Below are 19795 nucleotides of genomic sequence, written 5' to 3' on the forward strand. Positions count from 1 at the left end.
GGCACAAAGGGGAGAGGCATGCTTTCCTTTTTGCCGCCGTTCCCGATAGAAGGGCATCCGATGACCGCTGAGCCCGCTTCCGGCGATCCTGCCGCCCCGATCCTGCTGTTCGATTCCGGTGTTGGCGGGCTTTCGGTGCTCGGCAAGGTGAGGCAGGTCCTGCCCGAGGCCCCGGTCATGTATGTCTCCGACAACGCCGGCCTGCCCTACGGCAGCAAGACCGAGGCGCAGATCGCGGCGCGCGTTTCGGGCCTGCTCGGCCGGCTGACCGAGCGCTATCGCCCGCGCCTCGTCTGCATTGCCTGCAATACCGCCAGCACGATCGCGCTCGCTTCGGTGCGCGAAGTGCTGGAAGTGCCGATTGTCGGCACAGTGCCCGCGATCAAGCCGGCGGCGGCGATCACGCAGACCGGCGTGATCGGCCTGCTCGGCACCGAGGCGACGATCCGGCAGGGCTATGTCGACCGGCTAGAGGCCGAGTTTGCGGCAGACAAGCGCCTGCTGCGCCATGGCGCGCCCGAACTCGTCGCAGCAGCCGAGGCCAAACTGCGCGGTGAGCCGGTCGATCCGGCGGTCTTTGCCCGGGCCGCGGCAGCGCTGCGCGCAATGCCGGATGGCGAGCGCATCGACACCGTAGTGCTTGCCTGCACGCACTTCCCGCTGCTTGAAGGCGAACTGGCCGGAGCGTTCGGGCCCGGCGTGCGCTTTGTCGACGGTTCAGACGGAATCGCCCGGCGCATCGCGTTTCTCACCGAAGGGCAACCCTGGGCGCGCAACGCCGGGGGCGATCTTGCGCTGTTCACCAAGGATGATCCGGTCGACGAGAAATTGATGCCCGCGCTCGCGCGCTATGGCATCACCCGGCGACTGGTGTTCTGACCGGAACGAGGATATCGAGCGCAGCCATGTTCACCCGGATTGCCTTGCTGTTGATCGTGATCCTAGCGGTGCCATATTACTGGCTTCTGATGGATCCGGGCCCAACGTCGGTCGCGCCCCGGGATATCGATATTGCCCGCCTGCGCTCACTGGCGGAAAGCGAAGCCGGCTCCCGCCCGGTTGCCATCGAATATGCCGCGATCGCAACCGATAGCGAGCCCGGGACATTGCTGGTCGCGGGCGGCGGGCTCAGAAGCGAGAAGACCGGTGTGTTCGTCTGGCGCCTCATCACGCCGGGCGGAGATACCATCATCAATTCGGGCCTCACCGAAGACCAGGCCATGGCAACCGGCTACAAGAACTATCATCCTGAAATTCAGGCGACGGTCGACAACTGGCTGCGTGCGGCGCGGCGGATCATTTTCACCAGCGAGGAAATCGATCATGTCGGCGGACTCATCGCCCTGCTGCCCGCCGATCCGGAGATTGCCGGAAAGGTGATCGGCAATACCCGGCAGCTCGAGTCGATCAGGGCGCTTGCCCCGGCCCTGATGAAGTCGCTTGGCGTGGAACCCGCCGCGCTTGCCAATCCCGCCGGCTATGCTGCGATTGCCCCCGGCGTTGCGGTGGCCCGGACCCAGGGGCATCTCGACGGAACGCAGATGATCTACGTGCGGCTGCAGGATGGCCGCGAATATCTCTTTGCCGGCGATTCAGCCCCGATGCGGCGCAACGTCGATTGGCTGCGGCCGCGTTCGCGCTATGCAGCGGAATGGCTTGGCCACGAGGACCGCGCCGCCACCATGGCGTGGATCAAGGGCCTGGCGCGGCTCAAGGAGCGTGAGCCGGGACTGATACTGGTCTACGCCCACGATTATGGCTGGCTGAAGGATCAGGCGCAGGGTCCGCGCTTTGCTCCGGCCCCAGCCAGCCAGCCGCCTCAGCATGCGCGCAATTTGGCCCGATAGGACTGCTTCAGGCGCGGAATATGACCGAAATGCCGCTGGCATTGGCGCAACAAGGGGCGTAAAGCGCCGCTCGCTTTGTGAGGCGGACTGCCCGAAACCGGGCTGATCGGCTCATCAAGACAGGTTTGATTGCGCGCGATGCGCACATGTGCGTGACAACTGGTTCATAGGGAGCCGCGGGTGAATTACGATCAGGTTTTCGATTCCGCGATCGAGCGTCTGCATACCGAAGGTCGTTACCGCGTCTTCATCGACATTCTTCGCAACAAGGGCGCCTATCCCAACGCGCGCTGCTTTGCCGGGCACAATGGCCCCAAGCCGATCACCGTCTGGTGCTCGAACGACTATCTCGCAATGGGGCAGCACCCCAAGGTCATCGGCGCGATGGAAGAAGCGCTGCACGATGTGGGCGCGGGTTCGGGCGGCACGCGAAACATTGGCGGCAACACCCACTACCACGTCGATCTTGAAGCCGAACTCGCCGACTTGCACGGCAAGCAGGGCGCGCTGCTGTTTACCAGCGGCTATGTCTCGAACGATGCCACGCTTTCCACGCTCGCCAAGATCCTGCCGGGCTGCGTGATCTTTTCGGACGAACTCAACCACGCCAGCATGATCGCGGGCATCCGCAATTCGGGCGCGGAAAAGCGTGTGTTCCGCCACAATGATGTGGCGCATCTCGAGGAACTGCTGGCCGAGTGCGACCCCGCGCTGCCCCGGCTGATCGCCTTTGAAAGCGTCTATTCGATGGACGGTGACGTAGCCCCGATCCACGCGATCTGCGATCTAGCCGAAAAGTACAACGCCCTCACCTACATCGACGAAGTCCATGCCGTGGGCATGTACGGTGCGCGCGGCGGCGGCATTTCGGAGCGTGACGAGGCCGCGCACCGCATCGATATCATCGAGGGCACGCTGGGCAAGGCGTTCGGCGTGATGGGCGGCTATATCGCGGCAGACTCGCGGATCATTGACGTGATTCGCAGCTATGCGCCGGGCTTCATCTTCACCACCTCGCTCTCGCCCGTGCTGGCCGCCGGTGTCCTCGCAGCAGTGCGCCACCTCAAGGCCTCGAGCGTCGAGCGCGAAGGCCAGCAGGCCGCCGCCGCGTTCCTCAAGAAGGCCTTCGCCGACGCTGGCCTGCCCGTGATGCCCTCGACCACGCACATCGTGCCGCTGATGGTGGGCGATCCGGTCCGCGCCAAGAAGGTCAGCGACATTCTGCTGGCCGAATATGGCGTCTATGTGCAGCCGATCAACTATCCGACCGTGCCGCGCGGCACCGAGCGGCTGCGCTTCACGCCTGGCCCGGCACATACCGAGCCGATGATGATCGAACTGACGGACGCGCTGGTCGAGATCTGGAACCGGCTCGAACTGGACATGCGCAAGGCCGCCTGAGCTTTTAGCCGAAAGTGCAAAGGGCGGCGCTCCCTCCGAGGGAGCGCCGCCCTTTTTTCATGCTCTCAGAAGTGGACGCCGGCGCCCACCAGGAACGATCGCCCGACCAGGCCATCGTTGTAGAGGTTCTGCGATGCATTGCCCGCCGCGGGATAGGGAATGCCACGGTTGGTCACATTATTAACGTTGATGCGGAACTCGAAAGCGTTCTTCATACGAATTACTACGCCCGTGTTCCACGATACATAGCTGCCAATACCCATGACATCGCGCGTGCCCGGCGCCTCGGCCGGATCGAACTGAGCAGGGCCGATATAGAGCACCTGATTGAACCAGGTGAACGGACCGCTCTCAAGCGTGGCGCTGACGTTGGCACGATCAACGTTATTGCCGATACCACCACGCTGTTGTGTGGCGCCGGAGTCGGCGCTGATCACCGTGTAGGACTTGATGATGTGCTGGTAGGTGGCATCGACCGTCAGGTGGCCGATTTTCCCGAGCTGCGTGCGATATCCAAGCGTCGCCTCGACCGCCCGGTAGGTCCGGCCACCCTGGTTGATGTACGGCTCATCGAGCGTGAGCACCTGACCGAAGTTGTCGGCGCTGGTGTCACGCTTGATCAGACCGCAGTAGTAGTTGTTCGGATAGGAGGTTGAGTCATAGCAGCCCTGCAACACATCCTTGGCCGAGGATGACACAATCGTATCTGCCAGATCGACGCTGACATAATCCGCAGCAAGTGAGAACCCGCGCAGGAAGCGCGGCTCCACAACGGCACCGACAGTCCACGAGCGAGCGGCTTCGTTGCGCAGGTTGCGATTGCCGATGACGTTGATCGGAACAGTGACCGAGTTGATCAGCGAACTGAAATCGGTCGGCAACCCTGCAGCGGCGCAGTTCTTCTGGCGAACGGCCGGGTTGGGACCGCTGTTCAGGTTTTGCTGGTCGCACGGATCGTAGCCACCATCGAAAGCTGGCTGATTGGCTACGAACAGCTCGGTAACGGCAGGGGCACGGATCGCGCGGGTATAGTTGCCGCGGATTGCGAAGCCCGGCACCACCGACCAGCGCCCGCCTGCCGTCCACGTGACGGCACCGCCATTGATCGAGTTATGAACATAGCGGCCAGCTGCGTTGACTTCGAGCTCATTGACCAGCGGGATATCCTGGTTCGGCCCGATCAGCGGCGCACGGATTTCGCCGAATACCTCATTAGTGGTGTAGCTGCCCGAAAGCCCGAGGATCGGAATCGAGCGACCGAGCGCCTGCCGATAGAACGCATCCGGATCGAACTCCGAGTACTCGCGGCGGTTTTCATAGCCAAGCGATACACCCAGTTTGCCCCCGGGCAGATCGAACAGCGAGCCGGTCACAGTCGCGAGGAAATCGCGCTGGGAAGTAATCGCGCGGGTCTTGGCGATGGTCGTCACGTAATCACGCGCAGCCTGGCTCGGGGCGCCCACGCCGAAGAGGTTGAGCGGGGCGCAAGTCTGTGAAATCGTGCCGGAGTAGGCCGGCGTATTGGGCGGCGAGGTCGGATCCGCCGGATCGGGGTTGAACGGCAAGCAGACGATATTCCCGCTGGCATCGCGGCCGACATTAAGCGCGCGGCGCAAGTTGGGTTCAACCAGTGTCGGAGTCGAAGAGGTACTGACCGTGCGCCCGTAGTTGCCCGAGACTTCCCATGTGAAGTTGTTGCCGAACGCGTGGAAATCCCCCGTGAGCCCACCGACAACGCGGAAAAGGTCCTGCTTCAGGCTTGCAACGCCGGTCACCAGATCGGTGTTCGCGCGGCCAAGGTAGAACACGTCGTTGTCCGTTGCCGGACGTCCATTGGCGATGAGGTTCTGGCGAATGAGCTCTCGTGCCTGCGACGTAAGGAACGGATTGTTGAGCTTGATGATGAAGTTGCCGTTTACATCGAAGTTCCCCGGGTCGGCCTGCCTGAAGAAGGCGGTGTTATAGACCGGCTGACCAGCGAGGTTGGTCGCGGTGTTGCGCGAGTACCAACCTTCGGCGAAGGCACGGATACCATCGGTCACCTCATAGTTCAAAAGGCCGGTGAGGTTGAACCGGTCACTGCGCACGCGCAAGTTTGTGATGTTGGCGAAGTTCAGGGAATCGCCACCGATGAAAGTCGTCGGATCGTTGGTCGGCGTGCCGGTGTTGAACGGCACGAGATTGCCGTCGGGGCCGAAGCGCACGAAATTGCCCGCAGCATCGACAACACTGCGCGACGGGCCGATCGTACCGCGGTCGATGAAGTAAGGGTTGCCGCCGGGCACGCCGAGGAAGGTACGCTGATTGCGGATAAGGACCTGCTGGAAGGGCGAGTTCGGATCGAGCGGCGCAATAAAACCGTACTGCTGCCGGATCACGTCACGCTGATTGCCGAGCAGGCCATCATCGTGGGCATATTCAGCGTTCAGAGTGATGTTGCCGCGCCCATCGGCAAAATTCTTGCCAAAGAGGCCCCGCACGCGCTGATTGGCCAGATCACCCTGCTGGCTGATTCCGGCCTGGGCATCGAGATCGATGCCTTCATAATTGCGCTTGAGCACGATGTTGACCGTGCCGGCGATCGCATCTGCGCCATAGATCGGCGCGCCGCCGATCGAGACCACATCAACGCGCTCGATCAGCTTGGTCGGAATCGTGTTGAGATCGACCTGCGAACCGCCGCCCGCCTGTGAGAAGATCGAGGCCGGGTTCGCACCAACGAACCGGCGGCCGTTGACGAGCGTCAGCGTGCGCTGCGAGCCAAGATCATAGAGATTGACGAAAGCCTGACCGACCCCGAAGCCATTGCCCTGATCACCGATTGCCGACGCATCGGCGATCCCGAAGCCGGGCAGCTGATTGATAGCGTCGCTCACGCTGGTGTAGCCACGATTTTCTATCAGGCGGGCGTCAATCACCGCCGTGGGCTGGGCATTGTCGGTCGAAGGACGCCGGATGCGCGAGCCGGTAACAACGATATCTTCGGAATCCTTGCCGGGTGCCTCAGCCGCAGGCGCGGTAGACGGCTGCGCATCCTGCGCATGGGCAATTGGCGCCGCAAAGGCGGTACCACAAAGGATAGCTGCCATGCAGGAAGAACCGAGCAAGCGTTTAGCAACCATAGCGATAACTCCAGACAGAACGCATCTCGTCAGAAGTTATGCGAATCTACCTCATTGTGTTCCTGCCAATGTGGGCATGTATCCAATTTGGTTGTATTATGTCGTTTTTAGGCAACACGTTAATGCAGGATATTAGCGGTTCAAGGTGGATGAAGAGAAAAAATGAAAGGCCCCGCGATTGCTCGCGGGGCCTTTCTTTTGCGACCCGGATTTGGCCCGGTGCTTGTTATCTCTCAGCGCAGCGAGACCACGTTGTCCGAAACGCGCGGATCGCGGCGGTCACCGCGGTACTGGCTGGCCATCGGCTCATCCGCCACTTCAAAGACGTCGGTTGCGCCAAAGCCGTTGAACGCCGTCTTCATCGCCGCGCCATAGGCGCCGAGCATGCCGATTTCGATGAAATCGCCCACCTTGATGTCCGCCGGAAGCGCGAAGGGCCCTTCCATGTGGTCCATATCATCGCAGGTCGGGCCCCAGAAGCTGAAGGGCTCGAGCTCGATCTCGCTGTCCTCGTTCGCGGCGCCCTCACGCAGCACACGGACCGGGAAGCGCCAGCCCACATGCGCGGCATCGAACAGCGCACCATAGGCGCCGTCGTTGATGTAGAGCTCGGTGCCGCGGCGCCGTTCGACGCGCACGATCATCGAGTTATACTCGGCGCACAGCGCGCGGCCCGGTTCGCACCACAGTTCGGCCGAGTACGAGACCGGCAGCGATTCATAGGTGCGATCGATCACGCCGAAGTAATCTTCGAGCGGCGGCGGTTCCATGCCCGGGTAGATCGATGGGAAGCCGCCGCCGACATCGATGATGTCAACCGTGACGGCCGCATCGACAATCGCCGCACGAACGCGCTCGAGCGCCTGGACATAGGCGTGCGGGCTCATCGACTGGCTGCCGACATGGAAGCAGACGCCGAGCGAATCGGCGACCTGACGCGTGGCCTGAAGAAGTTCGCCTGCGCCCGTGAGATCGCACCCGAACTTCGAGGCGAGGCTGAGCTCCGAACCTTCCGACGAGACGCGCAGGCGCACGCACAGGGTCAGATCCTCGGGCAGCACGCCGCCATTGGCAGTCGTGGTCGCTTCGCGGATCTTTTCCAGTTCCTCGATCGAATCGAGGCTGAACACGCGCACGCCATGGTCACGATACGCTTCGGTGATCGCGCTGGGCGTCTTGACCGGATGCATGAAGCACAGCGTGGCTTCGGGCAGCGTGGCCCGCGCCATGCGCACCTCGGCAACCGAGGCCACGTCATAATGCGTGATCCCGGCATCCCACAGCACGCGGAGCAATTCCGGCGACGGGTTGGCCTTGACCGCATAGAGCGAGCGCCCCGGAAACTTCTCGACGAAGAATCGGGCAGCACGCGCCGCAGCGTGCGGACGGTTCAGAATGGCGGGTTGATCAGGCGCGAAGGCGCCCGCTACAGCCAATGCGTCAGGATGGATGTGCAACTCAAGGGACCCCCAAACGGAAAATTGAGACAAAGCTGCCTTGCGGTTTGGAAGTCCCCATGGGGCAGCGAGGGGGTAAATAGCCCCCCCGCCCTGAACATCAAGTGAAAAAATGGGCACCTCACGTTGATGTCACAAAGGTGAAACATTTTCGGGGCGAAGCGCAGAAATCCTTAAGCCATCAGCGCTTGCGCGAGCGCGCGCCATGCCGGGAGCGAGTGCGGGTCGTTCGCGCCATTGGCCGCAGTGGGATGCGAGGCGAATCGTGCGACGACCATCTCCGCCACAGGGTCGATCCACAGTGTCTGTCCATGAATGCCCCGCGCGCTGAAGCACCCGTGGTTATCGTGCGCATGCCACCACTGGCTGCCATAGCTCCACCCGCCCAGCAGCGGATACGCTGACTTGTGGAATCGCTCCGGATCGCCGCCTTGCCGGATGCGTTCGACGTCTTCCGCGGGAATCACGCCAAGCCCGCCGAGGCGCAGCGCCTCGCCAAACCGGGCCAGATCCTCGAGCCGCAAGTTGAGCCCCCCGCCGGCGAAAGGCGCGCCGGCCTCGTCGACGATCAGATCCGCATCGCCCAGCATGCCAAGCGGTTGCCACAGGCGCTCGGACAGGACCTGTGTGAAGGGCTTGCCCGTCACGCGGGTGATGATCCACGCCAGCACGTCGGTATTGGGCGTGCGGTAGACGAACTTTTCGCCGTGCACTCCCTCCCCCGGCACCGTGGTCAGATAATCCCACAAGTTGTGCGGGCCGGTGTAGCTCGCCGGGCGCGGGGTGAGGCCGAGCGCGGCGCTGTACGCGCCGATCCCGGAGTTGGGGTTGCCGTATTCCTCCGAGAAATCGAGCGCGGTCGTCATGTGCAGGACCTGGCCGATGGTCGCGCTGCCGAAGCCGCTGCTGGCGAGTTCAGGGATCACACTGTCCACCCGAGCGGTAAGGTCTATCTGCCCTTCCCCGACCAGCAACTGCACCAGCGTTCCGACGAAGCTCTTGGTGACCGAGAACGCGATGTGGCGCGTTTCCGGACCAGTCACGCCGAACCAGCGCTCGAAGACCACTTCGCCCTTGTGGAGCACGAGGATGCCGTCGGTGAAGGCGGCGAGGAGCGCTTCTTCAAATGTGATCTCGGCTTCGGCGCCGAGCGGCGTGAAGCGCACCGCGCCGAGATCTTCCTTCAAGGCACGGGGGAATGGCGCCCCCGCCCCGCTCGCGGCGACACGCGCAGTAGGGCAATAGCTGCGCATGTTCGAATAGGACCAGCGGATCATCGGGAAGCGCATATGATCGGCGCGCGCGGCGAGGATGCGCTTTTCTGGCGGCGGCGGGGCGCCGACCATCCAGCCCATTCGCACCGGATCGCTGGTCACGCCATCGAGCTGCACTTCCGCCATTCCATCTCTCCGCCTTGTGTTCTGTGCGGAGAGCTTGCCTCAGGAAAGCGCGTCAGGAAAGCCGGGCGCGAAAGTCCTCCCACGAAAAACGCTTCACGCATTCGAGCGTGTCGGTCTCGCTATCCCACAGCCAGATCGAGGGGAGCGGCACGCCGTTGAAGGTCGTGGTCTTGACCATCGAATAGTGCGCCTGATCGAGGAAGGCGAAGCGGGTGCCTGGCACGGCGAGGCCGTGCTTGCGGTAGTCGCCGATGACGTCACCCGCGAGGCACGAAGGGCCGCCGAGGCGGACGGGAGCGTCCCCTTCCCCGTCCTCGTATTCGTCGAGCGGCAGTTCGCCAAGCATGGCCGGACGATAGGGCGCTTCGATCACGTCGGGCATGTGGCAGGTCGCGGAAATGTCGGTGATGCCAAGGTTCATGCCGTTCCAGTGCGAGTCCAGCACGGTGCCGACGAGAATGCCGGCATCGAGTGCAACCGCTTCGCCGGGTTCAAGGTAGATCTCGCAGCCAGTTTCGACCTTAACTGCCTCAAGGAAGGCGACAAGTTCATCGCGCTGGTAATCAGCACGGGTGATATGGTGGCCGCCGCCGAAGTTGAGCCACTTGAGCTGGCCGAAGTACGGCGCGATCACGGGTTTCAGCGCCGCCCAGGTGCGCTCAAGGGGCTCGAAATCCTGCTCGCAAAGCGTGTGGAAATGCAGGCCCGAGACACCTTCGAGATGTTCGGGGCGAAGCTGATCGACAGGGAAGCCAAGGCGCGAATGCGGCGCGCAAGGATCATAGCGCGGCACTTCACCTTCTGCGTGCAAGGGATTGATTCGAAGGCCGATGTCGAACGGTTCACCTGCTGCCCGCGCAGCCGCGATCTGGGCGGCAAAGCGGGTGTGCTGACCGGGCGAATTGAAGATCACATGATCAGAGTGCTGGAGGATCTCGGGCACGTCTTCCGCCTTGTAGGCAGCGCAATACGTCGCGATCTCGCCAGCGTAATGATCAGCGGCAAGCCGCGCTTCCCACAGGCCTGAAGTGCAGACGCCGTCGAGGTATTCGCCGATCAGCGGCGCGACCCGCCACATCGAGAACGCCTTGAGCGCGGCGAGCACCTTGATCCCAGCACGATCACGCACATCGGCCAGAATGCTCAGATTCTGTCTGAGCCTCGCGGCATCGACCACGAAGGCCGGGCTGTCGACGCGGCTGAGGTCGAAGTGGGCGAAAGCGCCCGGATCGCCGGCTCTGGTTTCCATTTTCGCACCTCGAATTTCGCATGACCCATGGCACAATCCACTTGGCTGGCCGGGCCAAGCGATGATAAATCGAAACAGTCGCCTCGCGGGAGGACAAAGTGACGAGAACTCAAATCCACAGCGTTAGCGGAATCGGACCGCTGGTTCTTTCCGGCGTCGCGCTTGCACTTCTGACCATCGTCCTTGGCACAGGCTGGGAACGCAACCTGAACGACGAGGGCACCGCAGCCCATTTGTTCCAAATCTGCGTGGCTTTGCAAATTCCGCTGATCGCTGTGTTTGCGCTTACCTCCACCTCTGGCGAAAAGGCAGCGACCGCGCGAATGCTGGCACTGCAATGCGCGGCCTTGGTATTTTGCCTTGCGATGGTCTTCGTCAGCGGCTTGTAGCGCTCGCCCGCACCGAGCTGTGGGTGATTGTCAGAACGCCAGCGGCCCCTCAAGCTCCTTCACCTGCCACGGCAGGCCGTGCTTGTTCAGCATGTCCATATAGGGATCGGGATCGAACTGTTCGATGTTGAACACGCCCGCCCCGCCCCAGGTTCCGGTGACCAGCATCGCCGCGCCGATCATCGCCGGCACGCCGGTGGTGTAGCTGATCGCCTGGTTGCCGGTTTCGGCATAGGCCTCTTCGTGATCGCAGATGTTATAGATGTAGAAGGTCTTCTCGACACCGTCCTTCAGGCCCGTCGCGATATCGCCGATGTTCGTCTTGCCCTTGGTGAGCGCGCCGAGGCTGGCGGGTTCGGGAAGCACGGCCTTGAGGAACTGCAGCGGCACGATCTCCTTGCCCTCGTACATGACAGGATCGATCCGCGTCATGCCCACGTTCTGCAGCACAGTCAGGTGCGTGATATAGGCATCGCCAAAGGTCATCCAGAAACGGATGCGCTCGATCTCGGGCAGGTGATGCGCGAGGCTCTCGAGCTCCTCGTGGTACATGAGGTACATGTTCTTCGGGCCGACGGCTTCGAAATCGAAGGTCTGGCGGATCGTGAGCGCGGGCGTCTCAACCCATTCGCCCTTCTCCCAGCGGCGCGCCGGGGCAGTGATCTCGCGGATGTTGATTTCCGGGTTGAAGTTGGTCGCGAACGGCTGGCCATGATCGCCGCCATTGCAATCGAGGATATCGAGCGTGCGGATCGTATCCAGCTTGTGCTTCTTGAGCCAGGTCGCGAAGACCGAAGTCACGCCCGGATCGAAGCCCGAGCCGAGCAGCGCGGTAAGGCCGGCGGCCTTGAAGCGCTCCTGATAGGCCCACTGCCACTTGTATTCGAACTTGGCCTCGTCGATCGGCTCGTAATTCGCGGTGTCCATGTAGTTGACCCCGGCGGCGAGGCACGCCTCCATGATATTGAGGTCTTGATAGGGCAGCGCGAGATTGACGACGAGCGCGGGGCGCAGCTCGTTCAGCAGCGCAGTGGTGGCGGTGACGTCATCGGCATCGAGCTGATAGGTCGCGACATCGCGGCCGGTGCGCTGCTTCACCGAGGCGGCGATGGCATCGCACTTGGCAAGCGTGCGGCTGGCGAGCGCGACTTCGCTGAAGATATCAGGGTTCATCGCCATCTTGTGAACGGCAACCGAGCCGACGCCGCCTGCGCCGATGACTAGGACCTTGGCCATGAGGGAACTCCATTCGCATTGGCGCGCAGCCGTACTGGCGCATTGAAAGCAGCGCCTTTAGGGTATGGGCATGACAAACCCAAGTCCCGAAATCAGCCCTGCACCTTCAGTCCGTGAACCCACCCGCGAAGGCGTGCTCCGCGCGGCGGCCAAGATGGCTGCCTTGCTGCCGACAACTCCGCTGCTGCCGCTCGAACTGCCGGACGGCGGCACCGTCTGGTGCAAGACGGAATGCCTGCAGCCCGTCGGCGCGTTCAAGATCCGCGGGGCGTGGCACCGGTTGACCGATATGTCAGAGGCAGAACGCGCGCGGGGCGTCGTTGCTGTTTCGAGCGGAAACCATGCGCAAGGCGTCGCATGGGCAGCACACCGGCTCGGCATTGCCGCGACGATCGTGATGCCTGCGGATGCGCCCGCAGTGAAACTTGCGGAGACGCGCCGGTTGGGAGCCGAGGTCGTGCTCTATGAGCGCCTGACCCAGTCACGCGACGCCATCGCCGCGGAGATCTGCGTGGCTGAGGGTCGCGTGCTGGTCCATGCCTATGGTGATCCGTGGGTTATCGAGGGGCAAGGCAGCGCCGGGATCGAACTTGCCGGCCAGATGGATTGCTTTGCCAGCGGCAGTCCGACGCGGATCGTGACGCCCTGCGGCGGCGGCGGACTGGCTTCAGGGCTGGCGCTGGCCTGTCCCGAAGCGGAGATCGTGCCGGTCGAACCTGAAGGCTGGGATGACGTCACACGCAGCCTGGCGGGCGGCGCGATCGTCGGGATCGGCGCAAATCCGCCGCCCACGGCTTGCGATGCCTTGCAGACCATGGCGACTTTTCCGATCAACTTTGCCGTCATGAGCGCACGCGGGATGCGGGGCGTGGCGGTAAGCGAGGCCGAAGTGCGGTGTGCGCAGGTTTATGCTTTTGCCAGGCTGCGGCTGGTCGTCGAGCCAGGCGGCGCGGCAGCGCTTGCTGCGGTGCTCGCGGGCAAGGTCCCGGTGGACGGACGAACCGCCCTCATCCTCTCTGGCGGCAATGTTGACCCCGCAGCCTTCGCCAGGGTCATAGCGGACGCCTGACCGGCAGCGATTGACACCGGAAATTGCACTGTTCACAAAGCTGTCAATAACAAGCGGGGGATGTTGCAATGACGGGAATGGAAATCCTGAAGCCGGTGGTGGCTTTGGCGGCGTGGACGATGGTGATGTGGGTATGGATGTATGCCACTCGCATTCCGGCGATCAACGCACTGCCCAAGTCCGATGATCCAAACGCCGATGTGGGCTGGACAGGCGCGAAGCTCGAAGGGTTGATCGCACCGCAGATCCAGTGGAAAGCGCATAATTACAACCATCTGCACGAAGCACCTACGGTGTTTTATGCGGTTTCGATCGTGCTGGCACTGGTGGGACAGGGCAGCGGTGTGAACCTGATGATCGCCTGGGCCTATGTGGCCTTGCGCGTGGTGCACTCGATCTTCCATTCGACCGTGAACAAGGTCGCGCTGCGCTTCGTGCTGTTTGCGCTTTCGAGCGTGGCGCTCATGGCGCTGACCCTGCACGCAGCGATGGCGGTGTTCAGCCTCTGACGAACAGGCTCGCCAGCTCGACGTGGGTGGACCAGCGGAACTGGCCCACCGGCACGAGCCCGGCGAGCCGGTAGCCGCCCTCGATCAGCGTCGCCGCATCCTTGGCCCAGCTGGCAGGGTTGCAGCTCACGTAGACAATGCGCGGCACCGCGGAAGTGGCAAGCTGCGCCACCTGCTCGCGCGCGCCGGCGCGCGGCGGATCGAGCAGGACAGCGCCGAAGCGATCAAGCTCGGCCTTCTGCAGCGGATTGCGGAACAAGTCGCGGTGGAGCGCATGGACGGGCCGCCCATGCATGCGCGCGGCGGCCTGGCAGGCCAGATGCGCATCGCGCGCGGCCTCGACCGCGAGGACCTTGGTTTTTGCGCCCGCCAGCGCGAAGGCGAAGGTGCCGAGACCCGAGAACAGATCAGCCACGGTGGCCGCATCCGCCAGCCATGCCTGCGCAGCGGCAACAAGCGCCGCTTCCCCGTCACGCGTCGCCTGCAAAAAGGCGCCGGGTGGCAGGCCGACAGGTACGCCGCCGAGCGTTACGGTAACGGGATCGGGCTCCCACACCGTCTCGGGCCCATCGCCCTGATCGAGCGTCAGCCGGGCGACGCCGTTGTCCCGTGCGAAATCGAGCAGGCCTTCAGTCTGCGCGAGGCCTTCCATCTTGAGGCCGGCGAGATCGACGGTCGGCCCTTGATCGGCCAGCGTCAGCGCGAGGTCTACGGCAAGGCTGCGACTGGCGCGCGTTTCGAGCAGGCGGCGCAGCGGCACGACCAGCGCGGCAAGTTCGGGCACGAGGACAGGACACTCCCTCAGGTCCACGATCTTGTGCGAACCCTGCTCGCGAAAGCCCAGCACGACGCGCTTGCCGATGGCCTGTGCATGGAGCGTGGCGCGGCGCCGCGTGGCGGGGGGCGAGAGGTGCGGCGGCGAAACGTCGCCCGGATCTAGCCCCTGCCCCCGCGCTGCGCCCTCGACCCTGCCGCCGACATAAGCCACAAGCGCAGCTTCCGAGAGGTGCTGGAGCTGGCAGCCACCACAGGCCGGAAAGTGGCGGCATGATGGCGCGGCATGGTCCGGGCCAGGGGTCAGCGTGCCGTCCGCTTCGAGCACGTCACCAGGCGCTCCGAGCGCAACGTAACGGCCGTCGAGCGTCTGTCCTTCGCCTTTGGCGGCGACGCGAATGATGAGGCCGGGGTTGTTCATGGGAGCGCGGCGCTTAGGGCATAACCCGTAGCGGCCGCAAGGTCTCCCGCAGTAAAGGCCTGGCCGCAGCGCCGCGCCGCCTCGCCGTGGAGCCAGAGGCCTTCCTGCGCGGCAAGGAGCGCATCGCCATGGACGGCAAGGCGGCTGGCGATGATCCCGGCGAGCACATCGCCGCTGCCCGCGACCGAAAGCCATGCAGAGGCACGGGGGCTGACTGTTACGTCACCGCCGGGCGCGGCGATCAGGCTGTCCGGGCCCTTGAGCAGGACGACCGCCGCAGACGCTTCGGCCAGCGCCAAGGCGCGCATCCGGCGGGTGCCCATGGCGGAAAGGCCGAATGCGGCTTCGAGCGCTGCCATTTCACCTTCATGCGGGGTGAGGACGCGAGGTGCGGAGCCGGGGCTTTCCCGGCGAAGGAGCATTAGCGCATCGGCATCGATCACGACGGGGCGATCGGCGGACAAAGCAGCAGCGAGGCGGGCTGCGGCCTCAGGGCTTCGCCCCAGCCCCGGGCCAACAAGAATGGCGGCAATGCGCGGATCGGCGAGCGCGGCAAGGTCGGTGACGTCACAGACCAGCGCAGGCGGCACGCCTTCCGGCCGCACGGGCGCCAGCAGCTTTACATAGCCCGCGCCGGAGCGTTGGGCGGCCTCGGCCGACAGCAGCGCCGCGCCGGGCATCGCGCCGGCGACGACTGCAAGCAACCCGCGGCTGTACTTGTGCGCATCGGGTGCGGGCGGCGCGATACGGGGCCGTTCAAGCACTCGCGCCGCACCGCGTATAGCTTCTACGCCGATATCGACCAGCCGCAACGCGCCCATCAGCGGAGCGGCAGGCATCGCATAATGTGCGTGCTTCCAGGCGCCGAGCGCGACCGTGACGTCAAACGCCGGAAGGCCGGGATTGAGCACCGCGCCGCTATCCGCCTCGATCCCGCTGGGCAGATCGGCGGCGATGCGCAGGCTGTGGCACTCTGCAAGGCCGGTGAGGAGGAAGAACAGGTCGTCCGGCAGGGGACGCGACAGGCCGCTGCCGAAGAGGCAGTCTAGCAAGACAGCGCCAGTCGGAAATGCGCCCGGGCCCTGCACGTCGCCCTTGAAGAGCGAACGTGCTGTCATAGCCTCGGGTGTGGTCGGCTCGCGCGCGGCGATCACCGTTACGGCCACGCCGTGCTCCATCAGGTGCCGCGCCGCAACGTAACCATCGCCGCCGTTATTGCCGGGACCACATAGCACGGTAACGGGACGCCCGCTCCCGAGCCGCCGCGCCCATTCGCCGAGCGCGCGGCCCGCCACTTCCATCAGCGCCTGCGCAGGGGTGCCCCCCGCGATCAGCGCCGCTTCGGCAGCGCGCATCGCGGCGACATCGAGGACCTGGCTTAGATCAGCCTTCATCCTGCGTGCCATCGCGGCGAACGATACCCGAAAGATCGCGTACTGCGCCGCGCGCCGCGCTGGTCGTCATCAGGGCATAGGCTTGCAGCGCAAGGCTGACCTTGCGCGGACGCGGCTTCACTGGCTGCCACCCGCGCGCTTCAGCGACTTTCCGGCGCTCGGCGAGCGTGGCGTCATCCACGGCGAGATGGATCGAGCGGGCGGGAATGTCGATCTCGATGCGGTCACCGGTCTCAACGAGGCCGATGACGCCGCCTTCTGCCGCTTCGGGTGAGACATGGCCGATCGAGAGACCCGACGTGCCGCCCGAAAAGCGCCCGTCGGTGATCAGCGCACAGGCGGCGCCGAGGCCCTTCGATTTGAGGTAGCTCGTCGGATAGAGCATTTCCTGCATGCCCGGGCCGCCGCGCGGGCCTTCGTAGCGGATCAGGACGACGTCCCCCGCCTCGACTTGTCCGGTGAGGATCGCGGTCACGGCGGCATCCTGGCTCTCGTAGACCTTGGCCGGGCCGCTGAACTTGAGGATCTTCTCGTCGACGCCCGCCGTCTTTACGATGCAGCCATCCTTGGCGAGATTGCCGAACAGGACAGCGAGGCCCCCATCCTTGCTGAAGGCAGCCTTGGCCGAACGGATCACCCCGCTCTCGCGGTCGAGATCGAGTTCCTTCCACCGGCGCGACTGGCTGAACGCGACCTGCGTAGGCACACCGCCCGGGGCTGCCTTATAGAATTCATGCACTTGCGGGTCATTGCTACGAGAAATGTCCCACTTGTTGATCGCATCCGCCATGGTCGGGCTGTGGACGGTGGGCAAATCGGTGTGCAGCAGCCCCGCATTAGCAAGCTCGCCAAGGATCGCCATGATGCCGCCCGCGCGGTGGACGTCTTCCATGTGGACGTCGGACTTGGCCGGCGCGACCTTGGACAGGCATGGCACGCGGCGCGACAGGCGGTCGATATCGGCCATCGTGAAATCGACCCCGGCTTCATGCGCAGCTGCGAGCAGGTGGAGCACGGTGTTGGTCGAGCCGCCCATCGCGATATCGAGGCTCATCGCGTTTTCGAAGGCCCGGAAGTTTGCGATCTGGCGCGGAAGGACGCGGTCATCGCCTTCATCGTAGTACTGGCGGCAAAGCGTCACGGCGAGCCGGCCGGCCTCTTTGAACAGGCGCTCGCGGTCGGAATGGGTGGCGAGCACCGAGCCGTTGCCGGGAAGCGAGAGGCCGAGCGCCTCGGTGAGGCAGTTCATCGAATTGGCGGTGAACATGCCCGAGCACGAACCGCAAGTCGGGCACGCGGAACGCTCGATGGTTGCGACTTCCTCGTCGGTGTACTTCTCGTCAGCCGCGGCGACCATCGCGTCAACCAGATCGAGCGCGACTTCCTTGCCCTTCAGCAGCACCTTGCCCGCCTCCATCGGCCCGCCCGAGACGAACACGGCCGGGATGTTGATGCGCATGGCGGCCATGAGCATGCCCGGGGTGATCTTGTCGCAGTTCGAGATGCAGACCATGGCATCGGCGCAGTGCGCGTTGACCATGTACTCGACGCTGTCGGCGATCAGATCGCGGCTGGGGAGCGAGTAGAGCATCCCGTCATGGCCCATGGCAATGCCATCATCGACCGCGATGGTGTTGAATTCCTTGGCAACACCGCCTGCCGCCTCGATCTCACGCGCGACAAGCTGGCCGAGGTCCTTCAGGTGGACGTGGCCCGGCACGAACTGGGTGAAGCTGTTGACCACCGCGATGATCGGCTTGCCGAAATCGCTGTCCTTCATGCCTGTCGCGCGCCAAAGGCCGCGCGCGCCCGCCATGTTGCGACCGTGGGTGGTGGTTCTGGAACGATAGACCGGCATTGGCATTCTCTCTCGAAGTTCTGGAGTTCGCCCGTGCGGCGATAATTCCGTGCACCTAGCGCAAGTGCGCTTTCGGGTCGAAAGTAATCTCCGCAACCATCCGGCGGATGGTGCTCAGGCGCCCAGCGAGATCGCCACCTGATTGGCGATGCGAGCGAGGCGTTCAGCCCACAGGGCGTGGCTGGCGGGATCGGCAATCTGGTCCTGCCGCACCTCGACGCCGAAATAGGGCCGCCCTTCAGCCTCGGCATGGCGGTTCATCGTCGCGTTGAGCAGGCGGCCTGAATAGGGCTCCTGATCGCCGACAACAAGGCCTTCGGCTGCAAGCAGAGGAATGGCGAGGCGCGCGGCGCGGTCGTCCTCGTTGTAGAGCACGCCGACCTGCCAGGGGCGCTGCTGTGCGGGGTTGCTGGCAAGCTGCGGCGTGAAGCTGTGGAGCGAAAGGATCAGCGCGGGCGGCGCGGCATCGAGCAGCGCGGCGAGGGCTTCGTGATAGGGGCGGTAGAAGCGTGCGAGCCGCGCCTCGTAGCCATCGTGGTCCAGTGCATTGCCAGGAATGGCATGGCCGTCGCTGGCAATCGGGCAGACAGTGGGGCCATGCTCGTCGCGGTTGAAATCGCAGACGAGGCGGCTGACGCCGCCAAGGAACGCGGCGATTCCGGGGCGCTGGGCCATCTGGGCCGCGACGCCCGCCACGCCGATATCGACCGCGATGTGTTGACCCAGCAGCGCTGGATCGATGCCAAGATCGATATCGGCGGGAACCCGGTTCGAGGCGTGATCGGACACCACGAGAATGCCGCCGAAGCGCGGCGTGCCGAGGATCTGGTAGGCTTCGCTCATCTGAGGGCTCCGGCGAGACGCCACCACTCCGGCGGCATGGCGCCTGCAGCAGCGTCGCGGGCTTCGAAGCTTTCGTAAAGCGCGAAGCAGGTGGCTCCGGAGCCGGACATGCGCGCAAGCCATGCGCCATTGTCGGCGAGCGCGGCAATGACGTCAGCAATTTGCGGAACGAGCGCGGCGGCGCTAGGTTCAAGATCGTTGCGACCTTCCAGCGCGATGGTGCGAAGGTCGCCTGACGGCATGGGACCGCGGTCGATCCCGTCCCAGCGCTTGAATACGGGCCCGGTGGCGAGCGGAATGCGCGGGTTGACGAGGAGGACGGGCATTCCCGCCAGATCATTGGTGACGGGTTCGAGTTCGGTCCCGGTGCCGCGCCCGATGCAGGCCCGGCTTAGCACGCAGGCGGGAACGTCGGCCCCAAGCTTCGCTGCGAGGGTCTGCCAATCGTCCGGCAGTCCGTGCTCTCGCTCGACCATGCGGAACACCGCGCCGGCATCGGCCGAACCGCCACCGAGACCAGCGGCGACGGGAAGGCGCTTTTCGAGGGTGACGGCCCAGGCTGGGCCATGAGGCAGGCTATTCAATGCCTTGGCGACGATATTTCCGAAGGGATCGGAAAGTCCGGTGGCAAACTCACCCACCACATGAAGGCTATCCGCGCGCGCAGGTTCCGCTGCCAGCTCATCGCCCGCATCGACGAAGGCAAACAACGTCTCAAGCTCGTGATAGCCATCCTCACGCCGCCGGCGGACATGGAGCGCGAGGTTGATCTTGGCATAGGCGGTTTCGCGCATCACGAGCCCTCTCCCCTTCAGGGGAGAGGGTT

The 19795-nt window shown here is 64.2% G+C and carries 16 protein-coding genes; 6 read left to right on the top strand and 10 right to left on the bottom strand.

Features of this window, described 5'->3' with window-relative positions:
* The first annotated feature begins 60 nt into the window (after positions 1-60).
* The 3 genes from murI (at position 61) to hemA (ending at position 3248) form a co-directional block, all read left to right on the top strand.
* Positions 61-879 carry a glutamate racemase gene (gene murI / locus ACO056_RS12740; RefSeq protein ID WP_421847277.1) on the top strand — a complete coding sequence of 273 codons (819 nt, stop codon included), beginning with the start codon at positions 61-63 and terminating at the stop codon, positions 877-879.
* A gap of 26 nt (positions 880-905) precedes the next feature.
* Complete coding sequence (locus ACO056_RS12745; protein ID WP_421847279.1) at positions 906-1847, top strand: hypothetical protein; 942 nt, start codon at positions 906-908, stop codon at positions 1845-1847.
* 180 nt (positions 1848-2027) lie between these two features.
* The gene (gene hemA, locus ACO056_RS12750) at positions 2028-3248 is read left to right on the top strand and encodes a 5-aminolevulinate synthase (RefSeq protein WP_421847281.1); all 1221 of its coding nucleotides are present in this window, start codon (positions 2028-2030) and stop codon (positions 3246-3248) included.
* Between the two features lie 65 nt (positions 3249-3313).
* Here the strand turns inward: hemA and ACO056_RS12755 are convergent, their stop codons facing one another.
* From ACO056_RS12755 to ACO056_RS12770, 4 genes are all read right to left on the bottom strand, one after another.
* Positions 3314-6337 (bottom strand): TonB-dependent receptor domain-containing protein, encoded by a 3024-nt coding sequence (locus tag ACO056_RS12755; protein ID WP_421847283.1) that lies wholly within the window; start codon positions 6335-6337, stop codon positions 3314-3316.
* A 266-nt stretch (positions 6338-6603) separates the two neighbouring features.
* Entirely contained in the window at positions 6604-7827 is a 1224-nt protein-coding gene (locus ACO056_RS12760; protein WP_421847285.1) for a type III PLP-dependent enzyme, read from the bottom strand.
* A 173-nt stretch (positions 7828-8000) separates the two neighbouring features.
* On the bottom strand, positions 8001-9227 hold the full coding sequence (locus ACO056_RS12765) for a serine hydrolase domain-containing protein (protein ID WP_421847287.1): 1227 nt from the start codon (positions 9225-9227) through the stop codon (positions 8001-8003).
* 52 nt (positions 9228-9279) lie between these two features.
* A complete protein-coding gene (locus ACO056_RS12770) occupies positions 9280-10476 on the bottom strand; it encodes a carboxynorspermidine decarboxylase (protein WP_421847289.1) in 1197 nt (398 codons plus the stop codon).
* Between the two features lie 98 nt (positions 10477-10574).
* Between ACO056_RS12770 and ACO056_RS12775 the strand changes: the two genes are divergently transcribed.
* Positions 10575-10865: a hypothetical protein gene (locus ACO056_RS12775; RefSeq protein ID WP_421847291.1), complete on the top strand. Its 291-nt coding sequence runs from the start codon at positions 10575-10577 to the stop codon at positions 10863-10865.
* Between the two features lie 30 nt (positions 10866-10895).
* Here ACO056_RS12775 and ACO056_RS12780 read toward each other — a convergent pair whose 3' ends face one another.
* Entirely contained in the window at positions 10896-12101 is a 1206-nt protein-coding gene (locus tag ACO056_RS12780; protein ID WP_421847293.1) for a saccharopine dehydrogenase family protein, read from the bottom strand.
* Between the two features lie 70 nt (positions 12102-12171).
* On the opposite strand from ACO056_RS12780, the gene ACO056_RS12785 reads away from it, so the two are divergent.
* Both ACO056_RS12785 and ACO056_RS12790 read left to right on the top strand, forming a co-directional pair.
* Positions 12172-13170, top strand: coding sequence for a threonine ammonia-lyase (locus ACO056_RS12785; RefSeq protein WP_421847295.1), 999 nt, complete (start codon positions 12172-12174; stop codon positions 13168-13170).
* Positions 13171-13238: 68 nt separating this feature from the next.
* A complete protein-coding gene (locus tag ACO056_RS12790; RefSeq protein ID WP_421847297.1) occupies positions 13239-13679 on the top strand; it encodes an MAPEG family protein in 441 nt (146 codons plus the stop codon).
* Here the strand turns inward: ACO056_RS12790 and ACO056_RS12795 are convergent.
* The 5 genes from ACO056_RS12795 to ACO056_RS12815 form a co-directional block, all read right to left on the bottom strand.
* Positions 13669-14874 (bottom strand): class I SAM-dependent RNA methyltransferase, encoded by a 1206-nt coding sequence (locus ACO056_RS12795; RefSeq protein WP_421847299.1) that lies wholly within the window; start codon positions 14872-14874, stop codon positions 13669-13671. The two genes, ACO056_RS12790 and ACO056_RS12795, sit on opposite strands and share 11 nt — an antisense overlap.
* Positions 14871-16268: an NAD(P)H-hydrate dehydratase gene (locus ACO056_RS12800; RefSeq protein WP_421847301.1), complete on the bottom strand. Its 1398-nt coding sequence runs from the start codon at positions 16266-16268 to the stop codon at positions 14871-14873. Before ACO056_RS12800 ends, ACO056_RS12795 begins: the two co-directional genes overlap by 4 nt.
* Positions 16258-18126: a dihydroxy-acid dehydratase gene (gene ilvD, locus ACO056_RS12805; protein WP_421847303.1), complete on the bottom strand. Its 1869-nt coding sequence runs from the start codon at positions 18124-18126 to the stop codon at positions 16258-16260. The genes ACO056_RS12800 and ilvD overlap by 11 nt, the downstream gene beginning before the upstream one ends.
* A 114-nt stretch (positions 18127-18240) precedes the next feature.
* Positions 18241-18969 (bottom strand): N-formylglutamate amidohydrolase, encoded by a 729-nt coding sequence (locus ACO056_RS12810; RefSeq protein ID WP_421847305.1) that lies wholly within the window; start codon positions 18967-18969, stop codon positions 18241-18243.
* Complete coding sequence (locus tag ACO056_RS12815; protein WP_421855486.1) at positions 18966-19763, bottom strand: 4-(cytidine 5'-diphospho)-2-C-methyl-D-erythritol kinase; 798 nt, start codon at positions 19761-19763, stop codon at positions 18966-18968. The genes ACO056_RS12810 and ACO056_RS12815 overlap by 4 nt, the downstream gene beginning before the upstream one ends.
* Positions 19764-19795 lie beyond the last annotated feature (32 nt).

It is taken from the genome of Novosphingobium sp. (genome assembly GCF_965228995.1).
In the GTDB taxonomy this organism is placed as follows: domain Bacteria; phylum Pseudomonadota; class Alphaproteobacteria; order Sphingomonadales; family Sphingomonadaceae; genus Novosphingobium.

Coding starts and splice junctions, on each gene's coding strand:
- murI (WP_421847277.1), top strand. CDS start 61: ATGACCGCTGAGCCCGCTTCCGGCGATCCTGCCGCCCCGATCCTGCTG.
- ACO056_RS12745 (WP_421847279.1), top strand. CDS start 906: ATGTTCACCCGGATTGCCTTGCTGTTGATCGTGATCCTAGCGGTGCCA.
- ACO056_RS12755 (WP_421847283.1), bottom strand. CDS start 6,337: ATGGCAGCTATCCTTTGTGGTACCGCCTTTGCGGCGCCAATTGCCCAT.
- ACO056_RS12765 (WP_421847287.1), bottom strand. CDS start 9,227: ATGGCGGAAGTGCAGCTCGATGGCGTGACCAGCGATCCGGTGCGAATG.
- ACO056_RS12770 (WP_421847289.1), bottom strand. CDS start 10,476: ATGGAAACCAGAGCCGGCGATCCGGGCGCTTTCGCCCACTTCGACCTC.
- ACO056_RS12780 (WP_421847293.1), bottom strand. CDS start 12,101: ATGGCCAAGGTCCTAGTCATCGGCGCAGGCGGCGTCGGCTCGGTTGCC.
- ACO056_RS12785 (WP_421847295.1), top strand. CDS start 12,172: ATGACAAACCCAAGTCCCGAAATCAGCCCTGCACCTTCAGTCCGTGAA.
- ACO056_RS12790 (WP_421847297.1), top strand. CDS start 13,239: ATGACGGGAATGGAAATCCTGAAGCCGGTGGTGGCTTTGGCGGCGTGG.
- ACO056_RS12795 (WP_421847299.1), bottom strand. CDS start 14,874: ATGAACAACCCCGGCCTCATCATTCGCGTCGCCGCCAAAGGCGAAGGA.
- ACO056_RS12800 (WP_421847301.1), bottom strand. CDS start 16,268: ATGAAGGCTGATCTAAGCCAGGTCCTCGATGTCGCCGCGATGCGCGCT.
- ilvD (WP_421847303.1), bottom strand. CDS start 18,126: ATGCCGGTCTATCGTTCCAGAACCACCACCCACGGTCGCAACATGGCG.
- ACO056_RS12810 (WP_421847305.1), bottom strand. CDS start 18,969: ATGAGCGAAGCCTACCAGATCCTCGGCACGCCGCGCTTCGGCGGCATT.
- ACO056_RS12815 (WP_421855486.1), bottom strand. CDS start 19,763: ATGCGCGAAACCGCCTATGCCAAGATCAACCTCGCGCTCCATGTCCGC.